This window comes from Methylomonas stagni (assembly GCF_050154735.1).
GTDB lineage: Bacteria > Pseudomonadota > Gammaproteobacteria > Methylococcales > Methylomonadaceae > Methylomonas > Methylomonas koyamae_A.
In genome coordinates, this window is record NZ_CP189557.1 from 2892853 (window position 1) to 2916525 (window position 23673).

General features: G+C 51.6%; 19 protein-coding genes, 5 tRNA genes and 2 pseudogenes. 4 read left to right on the plus strand and 22 right to left on the minus strand.

What is annotated here, in order from left to right; all coding sequences use genetic code 11:
* Positions 1-18: 18 nt before the first annotated feature.
* The 22 genes and pseudogenes from rpsG to ACP4CD_RS13490 form a co-directional block, all read right to left on the minus strand.
* A complete protein-coding gene (rpsG, locus tag ACP4CD_RS13385; RefSeq protein ID WP_064023902.1) occupies positions 19-489 on the minus strand; it encodes a 30S ribosomal protein S7 in 471 nt (156 codons plus the stop codon).
* A gap of 13 nt (positions 490-502) precedes the next feature.
* A pseudogene (gene rpsL / locus ACP4CD_RS13390) lies at positions 503-876 on the minus strand (30S ribosomal protein S12).
* Between the two features lie 145 nt (positions 877-1021).
* Positions 1022-5221: a DNA-directed RNA polymerase subunit beta' gene (rpoC, locus tag ACP4CD_RS13395; protein WP_071158708.1), complete on the minus strand. Its 4200-nt coding sequence runs from the start codon at positions 5219-5221 to the stop codon at positions 1022-1024.
* Between the two features lie 69 nt (positions 5222-5290).
* A complete protein-coding gene (gene rpoB / locus ACP4CD_RS13400; RefSeq protein WP_426991271.1) occupies positions 5291-9367 on the minus strand; it encodes a DNA-directed RNA polymerase subunit beta in 4077 nt (1358 codons plus the stop codon).
* Positions 9368-9496: 129 nt separating this feature from the next.
* A complete protein-coding gene (gene rplL, locus ACP4CD_RS13405; protein WP_064023905.1) occupies positions 9497-9868 on the minus strand; it encodes a 50S ribosomal protein L7/L12 in 372 nt (123 codons plus the stop codon).
* 47 nt (positions 9869-9915) lie between these two features.
* A complete protein-coding gene (rplJ, locus tag ACP4CD_RS13410) occupies positions 9916-10410 on the minus strand; it encodes a 50S ribosomal protein L10 (RefSeq protein ID WP_064023910.1) in 495 nt (164 codons plus the stop codon).
* 181 nt (positions 10411-10591) lie between these two features.
* Positions 10592-11287, minus strand: a complete 696-nt coding sequence (rplA, locus tag ACP4CD_RS13415) for a 50S ribosomal protein L1 (protein WP_064023906.1) — start codon at positions 11285-11287, stop codon at positions 10592-10594.
* On the minus strand, positions 11287-11751 hold the full coding sequence (gene rplK / locus ACP4CD_RS13420; protein ID WP_426994683.1) for a 50S ribosomal protein L11: 465 nt from the start codon (positions 11749-11751) through the stop codon (positions 11287-11289). Before rplK ends, rplA begins: the two co-directional genes overlap by 1 nt.
* A 67-nt stretch (positions 11752-11818) precedes the next feature.
* Positions 11819-12352 (minus strand): transcription termination/antitermination protein NusG, encoded by a 534-nt coding sequence (gene nusG, locus ACP4CD_RS13425; protein WP_064023908.1) that lies wholly within the window; start codon positions 12350-12352, stop codon positions 11819-11821.
* Entirely contained in the window at positions 12353-12733 is a 381-nt protein-coding gene (gene secE, locus ACP4CD_RS13430; protein ID WP_281022269.1) for a preprotein translocase subunit SecE, read from the minus strand.
* A 38-nt stretch (positions 12734-12771) separates the two neighbouring features.
* A tRNA-Trp gene (locus ACP4CD_RS13435) sits at positions 12772-12847 on the minus strand.
* A 38-nt stretch (positions 12848-12885) separates the two neighbouring features.
* Entirely contained in the window at positions 12886-14076 is a 1191-nt protein-coding gene (gene tuf / locus ACP4CD_RS13440; RefSeq protein WP_281022268.1) for an elongation factor Tu, read from the minus strand.
* 35 nt (positions 14077-14111) lie between these two features.
* Positions 14112-14187 (minus strand) — tRNA-Thr (locus ACP4CD_RS13445).
* Positions 14188-14206: 19 nt separating this feature from the next.
* Positions 14207-14280 (minus strand) — tRNA-Gly (locus ACP4CD_RS13450).
* 24 nt (positions 14281-14304) lie between these two features.
* Positions 14305-14388: transfer RNA gene (locus ACP4CD_RS13455), tRNA-Tyr, on the minus strand.
* Between the two features lie 52 nt (positions 14389-14440).
* Positions 14441-14995, minus strand: coding sequence for an aminoacyl-tRNA hydrolase (pth, locus tag ACP4CD_RS13460; protein ID WP_426991272.1), 555 nt, complete (start codon positions 14993-14995; stop codon positions 14441-14443).
* 12 nt (positions 14996-15007) lie between these two features.
* Complete coding sequence (locus ACP4CD_RS13465) at positions 15008-15604, minus strand: 50S ribosomal protein L25/general stress protein Ctc (RefSeq protein WP_426991274.1); 597 nt, start codon at positions 15602-15604, stop codon at positions 15008-15010.
* Between the two features lie 55 nt (positions 15605-15659).
* Positions 15660-16612, minus strand: a pseudogene (locus tag ACP4CD_RS13470) (ribose-phosphate diphosphokinase).
* A gap of 36 nt (positions 16613-16648) precedes the next feature.
* Positions 16649-16723 (minus strand) — tRNA-Gln (locus tag ACP4CD_RS13475).
* Between the two features lie 9 nt (positions 16724-16732).
* Entirely contained in the window at positions 16733-17602 is an 870-nt protein-coding gene (gene ispE / locus ACP4CD_RS13480) for a 4-(cytidine 5'-diphospho)-2-C-methyl-D-erythritol kinase (protein WP_197471721.1), read from the minus strand.
* Positions 17599-18165 carry a lipoprotein insertase outer membrane protein LolB gene (gene lolB, locus ACP4CD_RS13485; RefSeq protein WP_426991276.1) on the minus strand — a complete coding sequence of 189 codons (567 nt, stop codon included), beginning with the start codon at positions 18163-18165 and terminating at the stop codon, positions 17599-17601. Before lolB ends, ispE begins: the two co-directional genes overlap by 4 nt.
* Positions 18165-19889 (minus strand): tetratricopeptide repeat protein, encoded by a 1725-nt coding sequence (locus ACP4CD_RS13490; RefSeq protein WP_426991277.1) that lies wholly within the window; start codon positions 19887-19889, stop codon positions 18165-18167. The genes lolB and ACP4CD_RS13490 overlap by 1 nt, the downstream gene beginning before the upstream one ends.
* Before the next feature lie 148 nt (positions 19890-20037).
* Here ACP4CD_RS13490 and hemA point away from each other — a divergent pair, with 148 nt between their 5' ends.
* The 4 genes from hemA to ACP4CD_RS13510 are packed head-to-tail and all read left to right on the plus strand — an operon-like array spanning position 20038 to position 23673.
* Positions 20038-21288, plus strand: coding sequence for a glutamyl-tRNA reductase (gene hemA, locus ACP4CD_RS13495; protein WP_426991278.1), 1251 nt, complete (start codon positions 20038-20040; stop codon positions 21286-21288).
* A gap of 6 nt (positions 21289-21294) precedes the next feature.
* Entirely contained in the window at positions 21295-22380 is a 1086-nt protein-coding gene (prfA, locus tag ACP4CD_RS13500; protein WP_064025734.1) for a peptide chain release factor 1, read from the plus strand.
* Complete coding sequence (prmC, locus tag ACP4CD_RS13505; protein WP_426991279.1) at positions 22373-23254, plus strand: peptide chain release factor N(5)-glutamine methyltransferase; 882 nt, start codon at positions 22373-22375, stop codon at positions 23252-23254. Before prfA ends, prmC begins: the two co-directional genes overlap by 8 nt.
* Positions 23251-23673 carry a M67 family metallopeptidase gene (locus tag ACP4CD_RS13510; RefSeq protein WP_064025730.1) on the plus strand — a complete coding sequence of 141 codons (423 nt, stop codon included), beginning with the start codon at positions 23251-23253 and terminating at the stop codon, positions 23671-23673. The genes prmC and ACP4CD_RS13510 overlap by 4 nt, the downstream gene beginning before the upstream one ends.

The window sequence follows — 23673 nt, forward strand, 5'->3', positions numbered from 1 at the left end:
CCAAAGGCATCACGAACCTTACCAGCGATAATGAGCGAAAGCCTTGTTCGCTTCGGCCATTCTATGAGTATCTTCTCGCTTCTTAGCCGCCGCACCACGACCCTCGGACGCATCCAGCAATTCCCCGGCCAGCTTCGCAGCCATGGTCCGCTCGTTACGCTTACGGGCAGCATCGATCAACCAACGCATTGACAACGCCAGTCTACGCGCAGGACGCACTTCTACCGGAACCTGATAGGTTGCCCCTCCTACGCGACGAGACTTTACCTCAACCCTAGGCTGCACATTTTCCAGCGCCTTTGCCACAAGCTCTAGCGACTCTTTATGCCCCTTGTGCTCGATCACATCCAACGCACCATATACAATTTTTTCAGCGACAGACTTTTTGCCGTCCACCATGATCATATTCATGAACTTGGACAACATATCGCTACCAAACCTTGGATCAGGATTGACCGGTCTTTTCGCCGCAACTCTTCTTCTAGACATTGTTTACCAACCTTTATTTCTTAGGCCGCTTAGCGCCATATTTGGAGCGCCCGCACTTTCTATCTTTTACGCCTGAAGTATCCAAGCTTCCTCGCACAACGTGATAACGAACACCGGGCAAGTCTTTGACCCTACCACCACGAATCAGAACCACGGAGTGCTCTTGTAAATTGTGCCCCTCTCCGCCAATATAACTACTAACCTCAGCACCATTGGTCAATCTAACCCTAGCCACCTTACGCAAGGCTGAATTAGGCTTCTTAGGCGTAGTCGTATAAACACGAGTACACACACCTCGCCTTTGGGGCAGGCCTCCAATGCCGGAACATTGGTCTTTTCGATTTTTTTAGCACGAGGCTTACGGACCAACTGATTGATCGTGGCCATTCTTAACTACTCCAAATATGCAATGTTAATAAGCAATACAATTAGTCGCCCAACCGGATAGCATTGCTCCACCCAAATCTCTTGGCTGATGTGAGCAGAGCATAATACCTGCAGATCATTGTTAGGTCAAGCTTTTTTACTAGAGCTATTCTATATTCAACGCCTGTTTCAGCGCTTCCTCGACATCGACCACTTCGACTGAAGACATGCCGGAATCCATCCCGCTCGCCAAGTCGGCATGTCGTTTTTTCCGCCTTTGTTCGTGATAGGCCAGACCTGTACCGGCCGGGATTAAACGACCAACAATGACATTCTCTTTAAGGCCGTTCAGACTATCGCTGATGCCTCGCACTGCAGCGTCGGTCAACACTCTTGTGGTCTCTTGGAAAGAGGCGGCGGATATAAACGACTCAGTCGCCAACGATGCCTTAGTGATCCCTAGCAACAACGAGTCATAGCTAGCAGGAATTTTCCCTTCTTTTTCCGCTTGTTCGTTAACAATATTGACCAATACGCGCTCTACCTGTTCACCTTTCACAAAATCGGTTTCGCCGGAAGCTGTTATTTCAACTTTCCGGAGCATTTGCCGGATGATGGCCTCGATATGTTTGTCGTTTATTTTTACACCCTGTAGACGGTAAACATCCTGAATTTCCTTAACCAGATAATCAGACAGCTCCTCGATACCTCTCAGACGCAGAATATCGTGCGGCGTCAATTCCCCTTCGGCAATCGTTTCGCCTTTTTCTACAAACTCACCTTCGAACACCGTGATATGACGCCATTTTGGAATGAGCGTTTCATATTGCTCCCCTTCGGCGTCGGTAATGATGACGCGCTGCTTACCCTTCGTCTCCTTACCGAAAGACACCATACCGGTAGCTTCGGCAAGAATGGCCGGATCCTTGGTTTTTCTAGCTTCGAACAAGTCCGCAACCCGCGGTAAACCACCGGTGATATCGCGGGTTTTACTGGATTCTTGCGGAATCCGGGCCAATACGTCACCAACCTTTACTTCACCACCATCCTTAACCCCGACAATTGCGCCGGCGGGCAAGAAATATTGAGCCGGAATATCGGTTCCAGGTAAGTTAATTTGTCCGCCTTGTTCGTCTATCAACCGTACCATGGGGCGCAGCTCTTTACCGGCCGCACTTCGTTGCTTAGGATCGGTTACCACACGCGATGTAAGCCCGGTGACTTCGTCCGACTGCTCTTGAACGGTGATACCGTCGATAAAATCGATCAACTGAATGAAGCCATCCACTTCGGTGATAACTGGATGAGTGTGCGGGTCCCAGTTGACGATAATGTCACCGGCACTGACACGTCCGCCGTCGTCGACCGAAAGTACCGCGCCATACGGAATCTTATAGCGTTCTCTTTCACGGCCATAATCGTCCATCACGCCAACTTCGCCGGAACGGGATACCGCGACCAAGTTGTTTTCTCGGTTTCTAACGGTCTTCAGGTTATTCAGTTTTGCGGTACCGCTGGATTTAACTTGAACATTGCTGACAGCCGCCGACCTGGAGGCCGCGCCACCAATATGGAAGGTCCTCATCGTCAACTGAGTACCCGGCTCACCGATCGATTGAGCCGCGACGACACCAATGGCCTCGCCGCTATTGACCAGATGCCCACGTCCCAAATCGCGGCCGTAACATTTGGCGCAAACGCCCACCCGAGATTCGCAAGTAATAACCGACCGAACCAGCATTTTATCAACGCCGTTTTCCTCTAAAACGGTCACCAGGTTCTCATCGATCATCGTACCCGCCGGGATCAACACTTTTGAACCGGAAGCGTCGGTCACATCGACTGCTGCCACGCGGCCCAATACCCGATCGACCAGCGGCTCGACCACATCGCCGCCTTCGATGATCGGCGTCATAGTCAGACCGTTTTGGGTCCCACAATCCAGCTCGGCAATCACCAGATCCTGCGCCACGTCTACCAGACGTCGAGTTAGATAACCGGAGTTAGCGGTTTTTAACGCCGTATCCGCCAAACCTTTACGAGCACCGTGCGTCGAGATGAAATACTGCAATACGTCCAGACCTTCCCGGAAGTTCGCGGTAATTGGCGTTTCGATGATCGAACCGTCCGGCTTAGCCATCAATCCGCGCATCCCCGCCAATTGGCGAATCTGCGCCGCCGAACCCCGCGCGCCAGATTCGGCCATCATGAAGATCGAGTTAAACGATTTTTGTTTGACGTTATTACCTTTGGCGTCGACCACTTCGTCTTCACCCAAGCCTTCCATCATCACTTTCGCAACTTGATCGTTTGCCCGCGACCAAATATCGACGACCTTGTTGTATCGCTCGCCGTCGGTCACTAACCCTGACGCGTATTGATTCTGGATTTCGTTAACCTCGGCCTCGGCGGAACGAATGATATCGGCTTTTTTAGCCGGAATTTCCATGTCTTCGATACCGAACGAAACACCCGCTCTCGTTGCGTATTTGAAACCCAAATACATGATTTGGTCGGCGAGAATTACGGTTTCTTTTATACCTAAGTAGCGGTAGCTATAGTTGATCAACCTCGAAATGTTTTTCTTGGTCATATCAACGTTGATCAGCTCATACGGCATGCCATCAGGAGCAATCTCCCAGATCAGGGCACGCCCCACCGTTGTTTGTTTACGACTGGTGATGCTTTCCCACTCACCGTCAGCGTTTTTAAGTTTTTCAGTAATCCTGACCTGAACCTTGGTTTGCAACTCCACTGTCTTGGCATCCAAGGCTTTCATAACCTCGGCCAAATCGGTGAATATGCTGCCTTCTCCGACCGCATTGACTTTTTCACGGCTGATGTAATAGAGGCCCAAAACCACGTCTTGCGACGGGTTGATCACCGGCTCTCCGTTTGCGGGCGACAAGATGTTATTGGTCGCCATCATTAAGGTACGAGCTTCTAACTGCGCCTCGATCGACAACGGAATATGCACGGCCATTTGGTCGCCGTCGAAGTCGGCGTTAAATGCACTACATACCAACGGGTGCAGTTGGATCGCCTTGCCCTCGATTAGGGTCGGCTCGAATGCTTGGATGCCCAAACGGTGCAGTGTTGGCGCACGGTTCAGGAGCACCGGATGCTCGCGGATGACCTCTTCGAGGATATCCCACACCTCGGCGCCTTCGCGCTCGACCATTTTTTTAGCGGCTTTAATAGTGGTCGCCAATCCGCGCAGTTGCAGCTTGCTGAATATAAACGGCTTGAACAACTCCAAGGCCATTTTTTTCGGCAGACCGCATTGGTGCAATCTCAGGGTTGGACCGACCACGATTACCGAACGCCCCGAATAGTCGACCCGTTTGCCCAACAGATTTTGGCGGAAACGACCTTGCTTGCCCTTGATCATATCGGCCAGCGATTTCAGCGGGCGCCGGTTGCTACCGGTAATGGCCCGGCCGCGACGGCCGTTATCCAACAAGGCATCGACGGCTTCTTGCAGCATTCGTTTTTCGTTGCGAACGATGATGTCCGGGGCGTTCAGGTCCAATAACCGAGTCAAACGGTTATTGCGGTTGATGACGCGGCGATAGAGATCGTTCAAGTCGGAGGTCGCGAAACGGCCACCGTCCAACGGCACTAGCGGACGCAATTCGGGCGGAAGCACCGGCAACACGGTCATAATCATCCATTCCGGACGATTGTTGGACGCCAGCAGAGAATCGATGACCTTCAGGCGTTTAGAATACTTTTTAATCTTGGTGTCGGAGTTGGTCGAATTAATCTCTTCCTTCAACTTGTTGATTTCATCTTTCAAGTCGATGGATTTCAACAGATCATAAATCGCCTCGGCGCCCATTTTGGCGACAAAATCATCACCGTGTTCTTCCATCGCATTCAAATACTCTTCGTCGGTCAACAACTGACCTTTTTCCAACGGCGACATACCGGGATCGGTGACGACGAATGTCTCGAAATACAACACGCGCTCGATCGACCGCAGAGTCATGTCTAGCAGCAACGCGATACGCGACGGGAGAGACTTCAAGAACCAAATGTGAGCGACCGGGCTGGCCAGATCGATGTGTCCCATCCGTTCGCGACGAACCTTGGATAGCGTTACTTCTACCCCGCACTTTTCGCAAATTACACCGCGGTGCTTTAAGCGCTTGTATTTACCGCACAAACATTCGTAGTCGCTGATAGGACCAAAGATTTTGGCGCAAAACAAACCATCACGCTCAGGCTTAAATGTGCGGTAATTAATCGTTTCGGGCTTTTTCACTTCGCCATACGACCACGAGCGAATCATGTCGGGAGAAGCCAAACCAATGCGGATAGCGTCGAAATCTTCGGTGCGACCTTGACGTTTTAAAAAATTCATTAAATCTTTCAAGAGCTTATCCTCTCTAATTGTTATCCGATGTTGTCCAGAACCAAATCCAGAGCCCGATTACTCTTGTTCCATTTCAATATTGACGCCAAGCGAACGTATTTCCTTGACCAAAACGTTGAAGGATTCCGGCATTCCCGCTTCCATTGAATGGTTTCCGTCGACAATGTTTTTATACATTCGGGTACGGCCTGTAACGTCGTCGGATTTCACGGTCAACATTTCCTGTAGGGTATAAGCGGCGCCGTAAGCCTCCAAGGCCCACACCTCCATCTCCCCAAAACGCTGGCCGCCGAATTGCGCCTTTCCGCCCAGCGGTTGCTGAGTGACCAAGCTATATGGCCCCGTGGAACGCGCGTGCATTTTGTCATCCACCAAGTGGTTCAATTTGAGCATGTACATGTAGCCGACGGTGACTTCACGCTCGAACGGTTCACCGGTTAACCCGTCGTAAAGCCGAGTTTGTCCGTGTTCAGGCAGATCGGCCAGACGCAACATTTCCCGGATATCATCCTCGGATGCGCCGTCGAAAACCGGGGTTGCCATCGGGACGCCACCAACTAAATTGGCCGCCAACTCCAGCACCTCTTTATCGGAGAACGAATCCAAATCTTCCTTCCGTCCGCTACAGTTGTAGATTTTTTCGAGATAACCGCGAATTTCAACAACTTTGGCCTGAGCTTCCAGCATTTTGCCGATTTTGATGCCCAAGCCTTTCGAGGCCCAACCCAAATGGGTTTCCAACACCTGCCCGACGTTCATGCGTGAAGGTACGCCCAACGGATTCAGCAGGATGTCGATCGGATTGCCGTCCGCCGTGTAAGGCATGTCTTCGATCGGCACGATTTGGGAGATAACCCCTTTATTTCCGTGTCGACCCGCCATCTTGTCGCCGGGCTGAATACGCTTCTTGACGGCCAAATAAACCTTAACCATCTTCAACACGCCAGGCGCCAAATCGTCGCCCATCGTGATTTTTTTCTTTTTCTGTTCGAAACGTTCGTCGAATTCCTTGCGTTGTTGCTCGATATGCTCGGCGATCGTTTCCAATTGAACGTTGATATCCTCGTCTTGGGTTTTGATTTTCATCAACTCCGAAGGGACCAAGCCATCCAGATACTCGCAAACGATTTCCTCGCCTTTTTTCAGACCATTCGGACCTTTTTCAGCTTTCTTACCAACTAACATGGCTTTGACCCGCGCGAAAATATCGTGCTCGACAATTTTCAGCTGATCGTCCAAATCCTTCCGATAACGCTTGATTTCTGCTTCTTCGATTTCCAGGGCGCGCTTATCTTTCTTGACACCGTCGCGAGTAAATACCTGCACGTCGATGACGGTACCCCTTACGTTGCCAGGCACCCGTAACGAGGTGTCTTTAACGTCTGCGGCTTTTTCGCCGAAAATAGCCCGTAACAGTTTTTCTTCCGGCGTCAGTTGAGTCTCGCCCTTGGGCGTAACTTTTCCGACCAGGATGTCGCCACCCTTGACTTCGGCACCGACATAAACGATACCGGACTCGTCCAACTTCGATAAAGCTTCCTCGCTGACATTCGGGATATCGGCGGTAATCTCCTCCGGAGCGTGCTTCGTCTCCCTAGCGACGCAAGTTTTCTCTTCGATATGGATTGTCGTGAAACGATCTTCCTTAACCACGCGCTCGGAGACTAGAATCGAGTCTTCAAAGTTGTAGCCGTTCCAAGGCATGAAGGCGATCAGCATGTTTTGCCCCAAAGCCAACTCGCCCAAGTCGGTAGAAGGACCGTCGGCGAGGATGTCGCCCTTATTAACGATATCGCCCAATTTAACCAGCGGCTTCTGGTTAATGCAGGTGTTTTGGTTAGACCGGGTGTATTTAATCAGGTTGTAAATATCGACACCCGGTACGCCGGCGACCGTTTCATTATCGTTGGCTCGCACCACGATCCTGGCCGCGTCAACCGCTTCGATACGACCGCCACGGGTCGCCACAACAGTTACGCCGGAATCTTTGGCGACGACACGCTCCATACCGGTACCAACCAGCGGTTTCTCCGCTCGTAAGGTCGGAACCGCTTGCCGTTGCATGTTGGAGCCCATCAACGCCCGGTTAGCGTCGTCGTGTTCCAAGAATGGAATAATCGATGCCGCGACCGAAACGATTTGTTTGGAGGACACGTCCATATATTGCACGGTCTCTGACGAAGCTAACGTAAATTCGTCTTTGTAGCGGCAGGATACCAAGCCTTCGACCAATTTACCGTGTTCGTCTACCGCGACACTGGACTGCGCAATCACATACTCGCCTTCCTCGATAGCCGAAATATAATCGACTTGATCGGTCACCATACCGTTGACTACCTTCCGGTACGGCGTTTCAAGAAAGCCGTATTCGTTAGTCCTGGCGTAGACCGACAACGAGTTGATCAAACCGATATTTGGTCCCTCCGGCGTTTCGATCGGACAAACCCGACCGTAGTGCGTGGTATGAACGTCGCGAACCTCGAAACCGGCACGCTCCCTGGCCAAACCGCCTGGACCCAACGCGGAGACCCTGCGCTTGTGGGTCACTTGCGACAATGGATTGTTTTGATCCATAAACTGCGACAATTGGCTGGAGCCGAAAAACTCTTTCACTGCGGCAGACACAGGCTTAGCGTTAATAATTTCTTGCGGCATCAGCCCTTCGGAATCAGCCAGAGTTAAGCGCTCTCGAACTGCTCGCTCGACTCGCACCAATCCGATCCGAAATTGGTTTTCAATCATTTCGCCCACCGACCGTACCCGGCGATTACCTAAATGATCGATGTCATCGACAATGCCGTTTCCGTTGCGGATTTTGATCAACTCCTTCAATACGTCGATGATGTCTTCCTTGCTCAACGTGCCCGTACCGATGATTTCCTCTCGGCCCAAGCGCCGATTAAACTTCATCCGGCCGACTGCCGACAAATCGTAACGCTCGTCGGTGAAAAACAGGTTCTCGAACAGGTTTTCGGCGGATTCGACCGTGGGCGGTTCACCTGGGCGCATCATCCGGTAAATTTCTACCAAGGCCTCCAAGCGATTGGTTGTCGTATCCAGGCGCATCGAGTTGGAAATATATGGGCCCCGATCCAAATCGTTTACGTACAAGGTGTTGATCTCGCTGACACCGGCATCGATCAGTTTTTGCAACAGGTTTTCGGTCAATTCGTCGTTAACGCTGGCTAACAATTCGCCAGTGGCTTTATCCACAACGTTGTGCCCAAGAATCTTCCCGAACAAATAATCGCGTGGCACCTCGATCTCGGTGACGCCGGATTTTTCGAGTTGGCGAACGTGTTTCGCGGTGATGCGCCGACCTTCTTCGATCAGCACTTTACCGTCATGCTTTATGTCAAACACCGCCATTTCGCCACGCAGTCGTTCCGGAATCACGTGGAACATGAATTTGTCGGCAGTCAACGAAAACTTATTGGTGTCGAAGAAAATTTGAATCATTTCTTCGTTGTCGTAACCCAAGGCGCGCAGCAAGATCGTTGCCGGAATCTTTCTGCGGCGGTCGATACGCACATAAACCGCGTCTTTGTGGTCGAACTCGAAATCCAACCAAGAGCCGCGATACGGAATCACTCGAGCGTTAAACAGCAATTTACCGGAAGAGTGAGTCTTACCCTTATCGTGATCGAAAAACACCCCAGGCGAACGATGTAATTGCGACACGATGACGCGCTCAGTTCCATTGATAACGAACGTGCCGTTTTCAGTCATCAACGGTAACTCACCCATGTAGACTTCTTGCTCGCGAATATCTTTTACGACTTTGGTATTGGCAGGGGCGTCCTTGTCGTAAATCACCAAGCGCACCATTACGCGCAATGGCGCGGAGAAAGTGGCCCCCCGCTGCTGACACTCTCTGACGTCGAACGCCGGCTCACCTAAACGATACTTGACATATTCCAGAACCGCGTATCCTGAGTGGCTAACCACCGGAAATACACTCGAAAATGCAGCATGTAATCCTTGATTGCGTCTTTTTTCTGGGTCCGCGCCCAACTGCAAAAAATTTGCGTAAGAATCAATCTGTGTTGCTAAGAGATAGGGAACTTCGAGTACTTCCGAACCTTTCCCAAAATTATTACGGATGCGCTTTTTTTCGGTAAAAGAATAGGCCATATTGCTTCTATACCTTCGTCGTCAGGGATGATTTACTACCGTTTGTTTGACAAACAGTAAAAGGCCGGCGGTAAAATACCGCCAGCCCGGTTTGCTGGGCATTCGCTGCCCAAGGTGCTGTCGAAATAATTATTTAATTTCGACAGTTGCGCCTGCGTCTTCCAGTTCTTTCTTGGCGGCTTCTGCTTCTGCTTTGTTCACAGCTTCTTTGACAGTCGTAGGCGCACCTTCGACAGCGTCTTTTGCTTCTTTCAAGCCCAAACCGGTCAATCCGCGTACAGCTTTAATGACCGCGACTTTGTTTTCACCGAAGCCGGTCAAAATTACATCAAATTCGGTTTGTTCTTCGACAACCGCCGCCGCAGCAGCCGGAGCAGCTACCGCGACTGCAGCAGCCGCGGATACGCCAAATTTTTCTTCCATTGCAGAAATCAAATCAACGATTTCCATGACAGTCATGTTCGCGACTGCTTCCAAAATATCTTCTTTTGAGATTGCCATTCTTAATTCCTCTAAATTTAATACTAATTAACTGGTTAAGGCGATAGTTATGCCGCTTCTCTCTCGTCTCTGATAGCCGCCAAGGTTCTGGCGAGTTTCTCGACGGGGGCTTTCATGACCGACATCAGCATACTGATGCCCTGATCACGAGTCGGCAGTCTGGCCAAGCGCTCCAGTTCGGAACCATCAAATGCTTGACCACCGATCGCAACAACCTTCGCAACCAGTTTATTGTTTTCTTTCGCGAAATCGCTTACCAATCGCGCGGCGGCGCCTGGATCTTCCATTGAAAATGCCAGGATCAGTGGTCCGACCAGACCCTCCTGCATACATTCAAATTCAGTTCCCGCAACAGCACGTTTAGCCAATGTGTTCTTGACTACTCGCAAGTAAACGCCCGTTTCTCTCGCGGTTTTACGCAATTTCGTCAATTGGGTAACGGTCAATCCACGATATTCCGCAGCAACTGCGGAGTGGGCTTTGGCGGCGAATTCAGCAACTTCCTCTACGACAACTTTTTTGCCATCTAAATTGAGTGCCACATTTTTCTCCAATTATTTTCCGATGTGATATCAGAAACAATAAAACGCATCTTTGCGATGCTCCTTACGGTCCCTTTCACCATCGATGGTTCCAGCTTCCGTCTGCGTAGGATGATTAAGCTTTCGCCCCTACGGTCTTTGACGGTTGCCGTTTACCGGCAACCCAAAGTCGTGAATGTGTTTAGATATCGACGCTGCTTTGGTCGATAGACAAGCCTGGCCCCATTGTCGAAGACAAGGAAATCTTTTTCAGATAAACCCCTTTCGCGGCGGTCGGCTTTGCTTTTTTAAGGTCGGCAATCAAAAACTCCAGATTTTGTTTAATTGCCACTTCATCGAATGAAACCTTACCGATAGAACAATGAATAATGCCAGCCTTATCCGTCCGGTACCTAACTTGACCCGATTTTGCGTTTTTCACGGCAGTAGCAACATCAGGCGTCACCGTGCCGACCTTCGGATTTGGCATTAAGCCTCTTGGACCCAGGATTTGACCAAGCTGACCGACGACCCGCATCGCGTCGGGAGACGCAATAACCACATCGAAATTCATTTCGCCGCGCTTAACTTGTTCGGCCAAATCGTCCATACCAACGATATCGGCACCGGCTTCTTTAGCGGCATCGGCATTTGGGCCTTGGGTAAAAACCGCCACTCTCACGGTTTTACCTGTCCCGTGCGGCAACACGGAAGCACCACGAACGTTCTGATCGGATTTTCTAGGGTCGACACCGAGATTAACGCTAATATCGACTGACTCGTCGAATTTGCTATTGGCGAATTCTTTTAACAAACCAATTGCTTCTGAAATACTGTACTGTTTATTTCTAGAAACTTTTTCCTTGATTGCTTTTGCACGTTTAGTGATTTTAGCCATTACACGCCCTCCACATTCAAACCCATGCTACGAGCGCTACCTGCGATTGTTTTAATCGCCCCTTCCATATCGGCCGCATTCAAATCTTCCATTTTAGTTTTCGCGATCTCTTCGAGTTGTTCGCGCGTAACGGTACCAACTTTATTGGAATTCGGCTTACTGCTGCCGCTTTTAATTCCAACCGCTTTTTTAAGCAAAATTGATGCAGGCGGTGTTTTAGTAATAAAGGTGAAGCTCTTGTCGCTGTAAACCGTAATTACAACGGGAAGAGGCAAGCCTTTTTCAACCTCTTGAGTGCGGGCATTAAAAGCCTTACAAAACTCCATGATGTTAACACCGCGCTGACCAAGCGCGGGGCCCACCGGTGGACTTGGATTTGCCTCGCCTGCTTTCACCTGCAGCTTGATGTACGAATCAATTTTTTTGCCATTTTTCGCTCCTAAACGGGTATTAACGCTTTCCAGCTCCCCAACAAACAAAAATCCCTGCCACCTCGATGACAGGGATTTTCACAAAATCTCAATACAAGAATTAGACTTTTTCAACCTGTCCAAACTCTAACTCAACTGGAGTAGACCTTCCGAAAATCAGGACCGAAACGCGCAAACGGCTTTTTTCATAATTGACTTCTTCGATACTTCCATTGAAGTCCTTGAACGGCCCATCAACGATACGAACCACCTCACCAACTTCAAACAACACTTTCGGGCGAGGTTTGTTCACACCTTCTTCAACCCTACTCAGTATCGCCATCGCCTCTTTGTCAGAAATCGGCGAAGGTTTATCGGAGGCACCTCCAATAAAACCTAATACACGAGGAACGTTTCTAACCAAATGCCATGTTTCGTCGTTCAACTCCATCTGTACTAGAACATATCCGGGAAAAAACTTACGCTCGCTTTTGCGCTGCTGCCCCATTCGCATTTCAACGACCTCTTCGGTTGGGACCAGAATCTTGCCGAAGTATTCGCTCAAGCCTTCGCGCTTGATTCTTTCTTCCAGGGCCTGTTTGACTTTATTTTCGAAATTCGAATAGGCGTGAACCACATACCAACGTAGCGCCATTTACTTAATCCCCAGATTCATCAAAAGCTGAACACCCCAAAACAGGAACATATCAAGCAACCACAATATCAGACCGACAATAAATACCATCAGGAACACCATCAAAGTGGTCCTGACCGCTTCGTCGCGAGTTGGCCACACGATACGCTTAAATTCCTGCTTGGCCTCAAGCATAAAACCCCAAAACTCTCTACCCTTCGCGGTCGTAAATGAAACCGCAACCGCCCCAGAAATCAATGCAACTAATCCGAGAACGCGGTAGAGAAGCTGGAAATCCGAAAAATAATAAAACGCAACGATGCCCGCTACCATAACAACCAGCGAAAAAGCCAGCTTTACTATATCGCCTACCGAGGTAGCTTCTTCTGCCTGTGCGTTCATTGCTTGACTAAAGATGTAAGTAAGAAAGAAACCCTGGGTGGCAGGCCAGGAGGGACTCGAACCCCCAACTTGCGGTTTTGGAGACCGCTGCTCTACCAATTGAACTACTGACCTATTCCAGAGAACTCATTGTGCAGTCGCCTAAAGGCAACTTATTCGATAATTGAAGCCACGACGCCGGCACCCACGGTGCGACCGCCTTCGCGAATTGCAAAGCGCAAACCGTCTTCCATCGCGATCGGTGAGATCAATTTGACGGTGACGGAGATGTTGTCGCCAGGCATCACCATTTCGACGCCTTCCGGCAATTCAACCGCGCCTGTGACATCGGTGGTACGGAAGTAAAATTGCGGCCGATAGCCGTTGAAAAATGGCGTATGACGACCACCCTCTTCCTTGGACAGCACGTAAATTTCGGCTTTAAAGTGCGAGTGTGGCTTGATGCTGTTCACGTGAGCCAGAACTTGACCGCGTTCGACGTCGTCGCGTTTGGTGCCACGCAACAAGACACCTACGTTGTCGCCCGCTTGGCCTTGATCGAGCAGTTTGCGGAACATTTCTACACCGGTACAGGTGGTTTTCTGCGTGTCGCGAATGCCGACGATCTCGACCTCTTCACCCACTTTAATAATCCCACGCTCTACACGACCGGTAACGACGGTACCGCGGCCTGAAATCGAGAAGACGTCTTCGATCGGCATCAAGAATTTGCCGTCGATCGCGCGCTCTGGTTCAGGGATATAGCTGTCCAGTGCTTCAACCAGCTTGACGACGGATTGCACGCCGATTTCGCTTTGATCGCCTTCCAACGCTTTCAGCGCGGAGCCGATAATGATGGGGGTGTCGTCGCCGGGGAATTCGTATTGATTCAACAATTCGCGAATTTCCATTTCAACCAGCTCGATCAGCTCCGCGTCGTCGACCATGTCGGCTTTATTCAGGAACACCACGATGTACGGAACGCCGACCTGACGAGACAGCAGGATATGCTCGCGGGTTTGCGGCATCGGACCGTCGGCGGCCGAGCAAACCAAAATCGCGCCATCCATTTGAGCGGCGCCGGTAATCATGTTTTTGACGTAGTCGGCGTGACCCGGGCAGTCTACGTGTGCGTAGTGGCGTGACGCAGACTCGTATTCAACGTGCGAGGTCGAAATAGTAATACCGCGCGCACGCTCTTCTGGCGCATTGTCAATTTGATCGAAAGCTTTTGCTTCACCGCCTTGCAGTTCCGCCATTACTTTCGTCAACGCGGCGGTCAACGTGGTTTTTCCGTGGTCGACGTGACCAATCGTGCCCACGTTTACGTGCGGTTTCTTTCTTTCAAATTTTTCTTTTGCCATTGTAAAAACACCCTACACAAAACAATCAACCAAACTGGAGCTCATAACCGGATTTGAACCGGTGACCTCTTCCTTACCAAGGAAGTGCTCTACCTACTGAGCTATATGAGCAAAATAAACTTCCAGAAAATGGAGCGGGTGATGGGAATCGAACCCACGCAATCAGCTTGGAAGGCTGGAGTTCTACCATTGAACTACACCCGCGTAGCCTTCTAATTTCAAATGAAGTGGTGGAGGGGGAGGATTCGAACCTCCGAAGGTAGAACCGGCAGATTTACAGTCTGATCCCTTTGGCCGCTCGGGAACCCCTCCTTTACTTAATCAGTCAATTATCCTCGTTTTAAACCTTTCCGTCAATATCTTTTTAAAGTCCGTAGACAAGCTCTTCACCATTAAGCATCCCTTCTATTTTGGCCGAGACAGCATCAAACAACATAGACTGCTTTGATAACACTTCCTTAGAAGGAGAGCTCAGCACATAATCAGCGACACGCCCCCCTATGTCTGGACGCCCGATGCCGAACCTCAACCTAGCAAACTCGTTTGAACCCAAATGCGCGATAATGTCGCGAAGCCCGTTGTGCCCCGAATGCCCGCCACCCTGCTTGGTTTTAACCACACCCATCGGCAACTCAAGGTCGTCGTGAGCAACCAGCATCGCTTCTCTCGCAAACTTGTAGTACTTTAAAACTTTTGTAACCGAGGACCCGCTTCTGTTCATAAACGTTTGAGGCTTTACCAACACCAGCATCTTATTGCCGATAACCAGCTCCCCAATCTCCGCCTCAAACCCACTTACATTTCGCCAACGCCCACCAGAACCAAGCAACAGATGATCGAGAAACAAAAACCCGACATTATGCCGGGTTTTTTCATACTGCCGACCTGGATTACCCAAACCAACCAGCACCTTAATCATCAAAAAACAGTGTTATTCCGATTCTTCACCAGAACGAGATTTGACGATTTGCGCAACGGGATGATCATGCTCGGCACCGTGCTGAAGGGCAGCAACCTCAACACCGTTAGGCAATTTGAGATCGGACAAGTGTACGGCTTCGCCAATTTCGACCTTAGCCAAATCGACCTCGATAAACTCAGGCAACGCCGCAGGCAAACAAAGCACCTCAACATCGACCATCGCATGAGTAACAACGCCGCCTTTTTTAACGCCAACGGAAATCGCCTCGTTAACAAAGTGCAACGGCACATGAACTTTCAACTTATGCGTTTCATCGATACGCATAAAATCCATGTGAAGAATTTGCGGCTTGGCAGGATGTCTTTGAATCTGCTTCAAAACGGCTTTTTCAGTTTTACCGTCGATTTTCACATCCAACACATGAGAGTAAACAGCCTCATGCTCCAAATGCTTAACAACTTCATTGTGATCCAGCACCAGCATTTGCGGGGAAGCACCAGCACCATAAATAATCGCCGGAACCTTACCGATGCGACGAACCCCTTTCGAAGCACTACTTCCAGCACTTGAGCGAGATTCCGCTACAAATTCAAATACGTTAGCCATTTATTTCTCCAAAAGCAGCACCCCAAAAGGCACTCGCCCAAAAACTAATAAAACCCTAATCCACATAAAGCGAACTAACCGACTCGCCTACGGCGATCCGCCTGATTGTTTCAGCCAGCATCTCCGCCACACTGAGCTGCCGAATCTTATCAACAGCCACCAACTCGTTACTTAACGGAATCGTGTCTGTTACAACCAACTCGTCCAAGACCGAATTTCTGACATTATCTACAGCCGCCCCGGATAAAACCGGGTGGGTGCAATAGGCCACCACCTTATTCGCTCCGTGCTTTTTCAAAGCATCCGCAGCATGACAAAGAGTACCGGCCGTATCGACCAAATCATCGACCATCACGCAAGTGCGCCCTTCGACATCGCCGATAATATGCATGATTTCAGACACATTCGGCCTAGGCCTACGCTTATCGATGATGGCCAAATCCGCATCACCTAACCGTTTGGCTATAGCCCTCGCCCGAACAACCCCCCAACATCTGGAGAGACAACAATCAAATTTTCGTACTCTTGCCGCCAAATATCACCCAGAAGAATGGGAGACGCATAGACGTTATCAACGGGAATTGCAAAAAAACCCATTATCTGATCGGCATGCAAATCCACCGTCAATGCTCGATCAGCTCCGGCATTACCTATCATGTCGGCAACCAGCCGAGCCGTGATAGGCACCCTAGCCGAGCGACTGCGACGGTCTTGTCTCGCATAACCGTAATAAGGCATTACCGCCGTAATTCTTGCCGCCGATGCCCTGCGCAAGGCATCGATCATCACCAACAACTCCATCAGGTTTTCGTTGGCTGGCGCGCAAGTAGGCTGGATTACAAAGACATCCCGCCCCCTTACGTTTTCTTCAATTTCTACAAAAATCTCACCATCGCTGAACCGGCCAACACTGGCCATGCCTAACCGCATATTAAGCTTCTTTACAATACCTTCGGACAACGCCTTATTGGCATTACCGGAGAATACCATTACCGAAGCTTCGTGCATTGAAGCATACTCCCAAGAGGCTACATACGAGGATTATGGCTGGGCTGCAAGGATTCGAACCTTGGTATGCGAGGATCAAAACCTCGTGCCTTACCGCTTGGCGACAGCCCAAAAATTAGATTAAACAGATCCGTGTCCGAACATCTCATGAAGCGGGGATTTATTTACCCCCTTGGCCAAATAAACCGACCAATCACCCTTCAATGCAGAATAAACCTTCTCAGCCGAAAACCTGCTTTCAAACCGCGCGAACACGCACGCGCCCGTACCAGTCAACTGAGATTCCGCATAACCCGATAAGGCGTCCAATGCATTCGCCACGGGCAGATACAACTCCCTAACCACAGTGAGACAGTCGTTTACGCTATCCCCTGCAATAAAGTCGCTCATTCTGATTGATTTACTATCTCGTGTCAACCGATCAGCTAAAAAAATTTCCTTCGTGTTCACGTGACAGTCCGGCTTAATGACCACAAACCAGGATTCGGGCAATGTCATTGGCGTTAAGACATCACCCACCCCTTCTCCCCATGCGGAATGCCCAGCAACAAATACCGGCACGTCAGCACCTAAACGCAACCCCAAACACATTAAAGTTTCGGTCGACAAATTCAGCCCCCACAAGGCATTCAGCACCACCAATGTCGTCGCTGCGTCCGAACTGCCTCCACCCAAACCGCCACCCATCGGCAACAGCTTGTCCACCTGAATTCTCACACCGAACTTGCATCCGGTATGATGCTTTAGCAACAAGGCAGCCCTGACGGTGAGATCGTCTTGCGCCGCCACGCCTGGAATCTCGGTAACCAATTCAACCACGTCTTCGTCAAGCGGATGAAATGTTAACCAATCGCACAAATCGATTAATTGAAATACGGTTTGCAGCAAGTGATAACCGTCAGGTCGCCGACCGGTAATTCTCAACATCAGGTTGAGTTTGGCCGGCGCCGGCCAACGCTCACCCCACCGATTTTCTTGAATTCTCGTCACGACAAATCCCACCGATCCACAAATAACTTTATTCGGGTTTTGTCCCGCTGCACACTCATTTTCCTCGGCAAAGCGACTCGCTCCACCTGAAACATCTCTTGAAAAATCACTAACCACCCCAACTGAAAAAAACCGCTTGGCTGGACGGTAACCGTAGATTCCGGCTGACTCGCGCCCAACACCCAGAACCGCAACGCACTGATCGGCAGGGAAATACCCAGCCCTTCCTCTACCATCGAGTCAACATCCCCCCGAAGTTCGCGACGCGCCTCACCGTCATCGATCGCAACAATGTCGCCGCTCACGGAAATCCTAACGCGCCCTTGCGCCAATGGCCCAACCAATTCGATTTCATCGACTTGGTTTGAGTGACGCCAATTCACACGAGCCGAAACCGACTCCCGCTCGTCGACAAAGGACAAACGCCCCTCGAAATACCAACGATCTAAAGTTTGCGCCGCACCCGCGTCAGCCACCCGGTATTCGAGAATCGGCCCCTCCGACAGCGTTGCGCAGCCGGCCAGCAAACCGAGAACGACTAACCACCAAACACGCTGATTCACTACGGCGTAACCTGGAGAAACCGCTTCTTAAACTCAAGTAAATATTCGTCGTCGGGAAATTTCTTGTAAACGCCTTCAAAAAACTCCTTGGCCTCTTTTTGCTCACCCAACGACCACAACACCTCGGCGATATGAGCGGCTATTTCGTTTTCCGCCTGCTTTTCGTAAGCCTTACGCAAATAAACCAAGGCCTGTTCCGGCTTGCCCAATTTGAACTGCAACCATCCATAACTATCGATCACAACCGCCTCGTCCGGCTGCAAGGCCAGGGCCTTCTCCAAATATTTCTCAGCCTCGCTATAGCGATTTGTCCTGTCCGTTAATGTATAACCCAAGGCATTCAACGCCGCGATATCATCCGGTTTCTTTTCCAAGATCTTTAACAAATCAGCTTCCAGAACATCCAGCTTGTCCAAGCGCTCGGCAACCAGCGCCCTGGCATACAAGACCTCGCGATTGTCGGGCACTTCCTTGAGCGCCTCCGACAACACGCCAAACGCTTCGGAGTAATTGCTTTGTTGATTGAAGAGCTCGGCTTTGGCCAGCAACACCCGCAAGCGCCGGTCTGGATACTTGGTCTCCATCCGCCCGATTCGGCTCTCGACTTCATCGAATCGTTTCTGCGCCATCAATAGCGACAAAGCCGCCATGTCGGCGTCGAATGCGTAATTACCCTCACCCACTTTGTCGAACCAGGCAATCGCCTTGTCGGGCCGCTGACGCTCTTGTTCTATCTTTCCCAGATAAAAACTGGCCTGACTTTCCCAATCCGGGTTACTCACGAGTTTTTCTAAATAATTTTCAGCTTTGTCCGATTGATTCTGTTGCAAGTAAATAACCGCCAGCATAAACAGCGTCTCAGGATCGTCGGGCTTATCCTCCAAAACGCTTTGGCATAATTTAATCGCTTCATCGAACCCGCCGGTGTTAATCAACACCTCCAGCAACATTTTCCGCAACTGCTTGTCGTCCGGCGCCTGTTTGACCGCCTTTTCCAAAAACTGCCGGGCTTTGGCCATGTCGCCGGCACGACCGGCTAATTGCGCTTGAAAAATGACTGCTTTATTCCAGTCGGGTTGCAACTCCAGGGCTCTATCGATTTTTTGCTGGGCCAATTCGTTATTCGGCAATAATGAAGCGAACACTGCCTGAACGAACAACAAGCCGGCTTGATCGGGTCGCTGCCTGGCCAATTCGTCCAAAACGTCGTATGCGAACTGTACCCGGCCTTCTTTTTCCAAAATCTTGGCCATTTCCAACATTCCGGCCTCGAAACCGGCCGGATCATCGTTCAGCATCGCATTCAGGTGATCGACAGCCGCACTGCGGTCGCCATTTTTTAACGCCAGCATCACCGCGAATTTTCGGGCACCGAGATTTTTTCCGTCTTTCTCCAGCCAGATCGACAAAGCCTCGCGCGTGCGCCTCTCGTCCTTTAGGAACAAACCGATTTTTACCGCTCGCTCGGCGATTCGCGGATCGTTGACGCGCTTGGCCGCTTGCAGATAGGCATCCATGGCCAAATCGTATTGATTGCGCTGACCGGCCATTTCCGCCGCCATCAGCAAGTACAAGACTTCCTCATCGATCACGGTATTGCGGTTGACTCTAAAATCCAAGCCCTCGGGCTTGACCGCCGCGGCCTCGTTTTCCGCCGGCTGTTCCGGCGCTAACGCGCACCCCGACAAAGCGGAAAGTATTGCGATGCCTATCCATTTATTCATGCAATCATTCGACCCGTTTTTTCAAGAAATATGGCGCCATAGATTACCAGAAAACCGCGCCGAAACGAGGCCGGCTTTGTTTGCATTTGGACAAAAACCGCGCAGTCCTTAAAATAAGATACTTTCAGTGTGCTATTGTTCGCAGCCGATGACATTTCTCGCCGTAGGCATTAACTACAACACCGCGCCGGTAGCCGTCCGGGAACGCCTGTCGTTCCCGACGGACGTCCTGGATTTCACGTTACGGAATCTGCGGAGTCTGCGGGAAATCAACGAGGCAGCCATTCTGTCGACCTGCAACCGTACCGAGTTTTACTGTCAAACCGACAACGATAGCCAAGCACCTTTAATCGAGTGGATCGCCGACACCAAGCAAATTCGGCCGGCGGAGTTTACGCCCTATCTGTACAGCTATAAAGACAGCGAAACCATACGCCACATGTTTCGCGTAGCCTGTGGCCTAGACTCGATGATACTCGGCGAGCCGCAAATTCTCGGCCAAATGAAAACCGCCTACCACGCCGCTTATCAGGCCGGCACGCTGGGCAGGAATCTGAGCAAGTTGTTTCATCACACATTTTCCGCAGCCAAGAAGGTTCGCACCGATACCGCGATCGGCTCCAGTCCGGTGTCGGTCGCGTTTGCCGCCGTGCAACTGGCACAGCAAATCTTCGATAAACTCAGCGAACAAACCGCACTGCTGATCGGCGCCGGCGAAACGATAGAACTGACCGCTAGGCATTTGTACCAGCACGGCATCGGCCGCGTCATCATCGCCAATCGCACCTACGACAAGGCCCACGCCCTGGCAATGCAATTCAACGGCTATGCGATCGCGCTGTCGGAACTACCCGACCATCTGACCGAAGCCGATATCGTCGTCTCCTCCACCGCCAGCCAATTGCCGATTCTAGGTAAGGGCCGGGTCGAGAGCGCCATCAAAAAGCGCAAGCATAAGCCGATGTTCATGGTCGATCTCGCGGTACCCCGCGACATTGAAGCCGAAGTGGCGCAATTGCGCGACGTCTATTTGTACACCGTCGACGACCTGCAAAATACCGTCAACCAAAACATGGACTCGCGCCGCCGGGCCGCAGAGCAGGCCGAGGAAATCATCGACACCCAGGTCGAACACTTCCTGGCCTGGCTGCGTTCGCAAGGCGCCCAGGAAACCATTCGCGACTACCGCCAACAAGCTGAATTGGCGCGCGACGAAGCGTTACAAAAAGCCGTTCAGCAGCTCGGCAACGGCGCATCCGCCGAAGAAGTGTTACAGCGCCTGGCCCACACGCTGACCAATAAACTGATCCACACGCCCTGCGCGCAATTGCGCGAAGCCGGCGCCAACGAGCGCCACGATCTTATCGCCGCCTCGCGCGAAATTTTCAAATTACGTTAACTCTTGATGAAACCCTCGATACAAACCAAATTGGAAAACCTCGGCGAGCGCTTCGAGGAGATCACCGCACTGCTCACTCAACCGGAAGTACAAAGCAACCAAAACCAATTCCGCAGCCTAAGCCAGGAGTACGCCCAACTCGAACCCATCGTTGCCTGCTACAACGCTTATCGGGAAAACGAAGCTAATTTCGAATCGGCCAGGGAAATGGCCAAGGACAGCGACCCGGATTTACGGGAGATGGCCAAGGAGGAAATCGCCTCGACCGAACAACTGAGGGAACAACTCGAACAAGAACTGCAAATCCTGTTGCTACCCAAGGACCCCAACGACAACCGCAATATATTTCTCGAGGTTCGCGCCGGCACCGGCGGCGACGAAGCCGCGATCTTTTCCGGCGATCTGGCGCGCATGTACCAACGCTATGCCGAGCGCCAAGGTTGGAGCGTGGAAATCATCAACGAAAATCGCGGCGAGCACGGCGGCTATAAAGAGGTCATCCTGCGCGTGGCCGGCCAGAATGTGTATTCACAACTGAAATTCGAGTCCGGCACACACCGGGTGCAACGCGTGCCGGAAACCGAATCGCAAGGCCGCGTGCATACATCGGCTTGCACCGTCGCGATCATGCCGGAAGTCGATAGCGTCGACGAAATCGAGATCAATCCGGCCGATTTGCGCATCGACACCTACCGTGCTTCGGGCGCCGGCGGTCAGCACGTCAACCGCACCGATTCGGCGATCCGGATCACTCATATTCCCACCGGCGTGGTGGTGGAATGCCAGGACGAACGTTCGCAACACAAAAACCGCGCCCGCGCGATGTCGGTACTGCAAGCGCGATTGCTGGCCGCCGAGCAGGAAAAGCAACACGCCGAGCAATCGGAAAGCCGCAAGCTGCAAGTCGGCAGCGGCGACCGTTCCGAGCGCATTCGCACTTACAATTATCCGCAAGGCCGACTCACCGACCACCGCATCAACCTGACCCTGTACAAACTCGAAGACATCATGGAAGGCGCCCTGGATCAAGTTATCCAACCGTTGATCCACGAACACCAAGCCGAACTGCTAACCCAACTGGGCAATGCTTGATAGTACCAAACCTGTCGTTGACCCCGGCGCTACCTCGATAGCAACGCTACTCGAGGCCGGCGAGCGGCAACTGACAAAAACCTCCCCGTCCGCGCGACTCGATGCCGAAGTGTTGTTGTGTCATTGCCTGAACAAACCCCGCTCATTTCTGCGCACCTGGCCGGACCATCGCCCGGATTCGGAGCAAACCAATGAATTTCGGCAAATGCTCGCGCTGAGAAGCCAAGGCCATCCGGTCGCTTATCTACTCGGTCTGCGCGAATTCTGGTCGCGCGAATTTATCGTGACCCCGGACGTGCTGATTCCGCGCCCCGACAGCGAACTGTTGGTGGAACTCAGCCTCGTCTGGCTGGCAAGGGACCGGGCCGCCAAAATACTCGACCTCGGCACCGGCTCGGGAATACTGGCGATCACGCTGGCGGCGGAAAGGCCGTTGAGCACGGTTTTAGCCTGCGACAATTCCAGCCCGGCCTTGGCCGTCGCCGAACGCAACGCGGAACGACTCGCGGTCGACAATGTCCGCTTCGTTGTTTCGGATTGGTTTGCGCAAGTGACGGAACGAGACTTCGACCTGATCCTGAGCAATCCACCTTATATCGCCGCGGAAGACCCTCATTTGCAACAGGGCGATGTCCGCTTTGAACCGCGCTCGGCGCTGGTCAGCCAAAAACAGGGTTTGAGCGACATCGAGTCGATCGCCGAACAAGCCGGCCGGCATTTAAAGCCGGGCGGGCGTTTGTTGGTGGAGCACGGTTACGAGCAAGCCGCGCCGGTCCAAGCCATTTTCGACAATCACGGTTACCGGGCAGTCGCTACCCATCGCGACCTCGCCGGCAATCCCCGCGTTACTTCAGGCCTATGGCAACCCCTATGAATAAATCGGAAATCCAACTCCCGCGCAAACTCACCAATCAACTGCTGCACTTGGCGCAACAGTCGCCCGAGGCGGAAGTTTGCGGTTTAATCGGCGCCGACGCGGACGGCAAACCCATCAGCTGCTACCCGATCGCCAACGATGCCGAAACGCCCGGCACCCGCTTTTTGCTCGACAGCCGCCAACAAATTGCCGCGATGAAGCAGATGCGCGATAAAGGCGAAACGCTATTCGCGATCTATCATTCCCATCCCAGCGCTCCGGCCGTCCCGTCGCCGACCGACATCGAGCAAAGCGGATATCCGACGGCCTTGCAATTGATCGTTTCATTGAATACCAAGGGCGTATTGGAATTGCGCGCTTTTCAAATTCACAACGGCGTCAGCCGGGAAGCGGTGCTGACGATGACCGAATCCTGA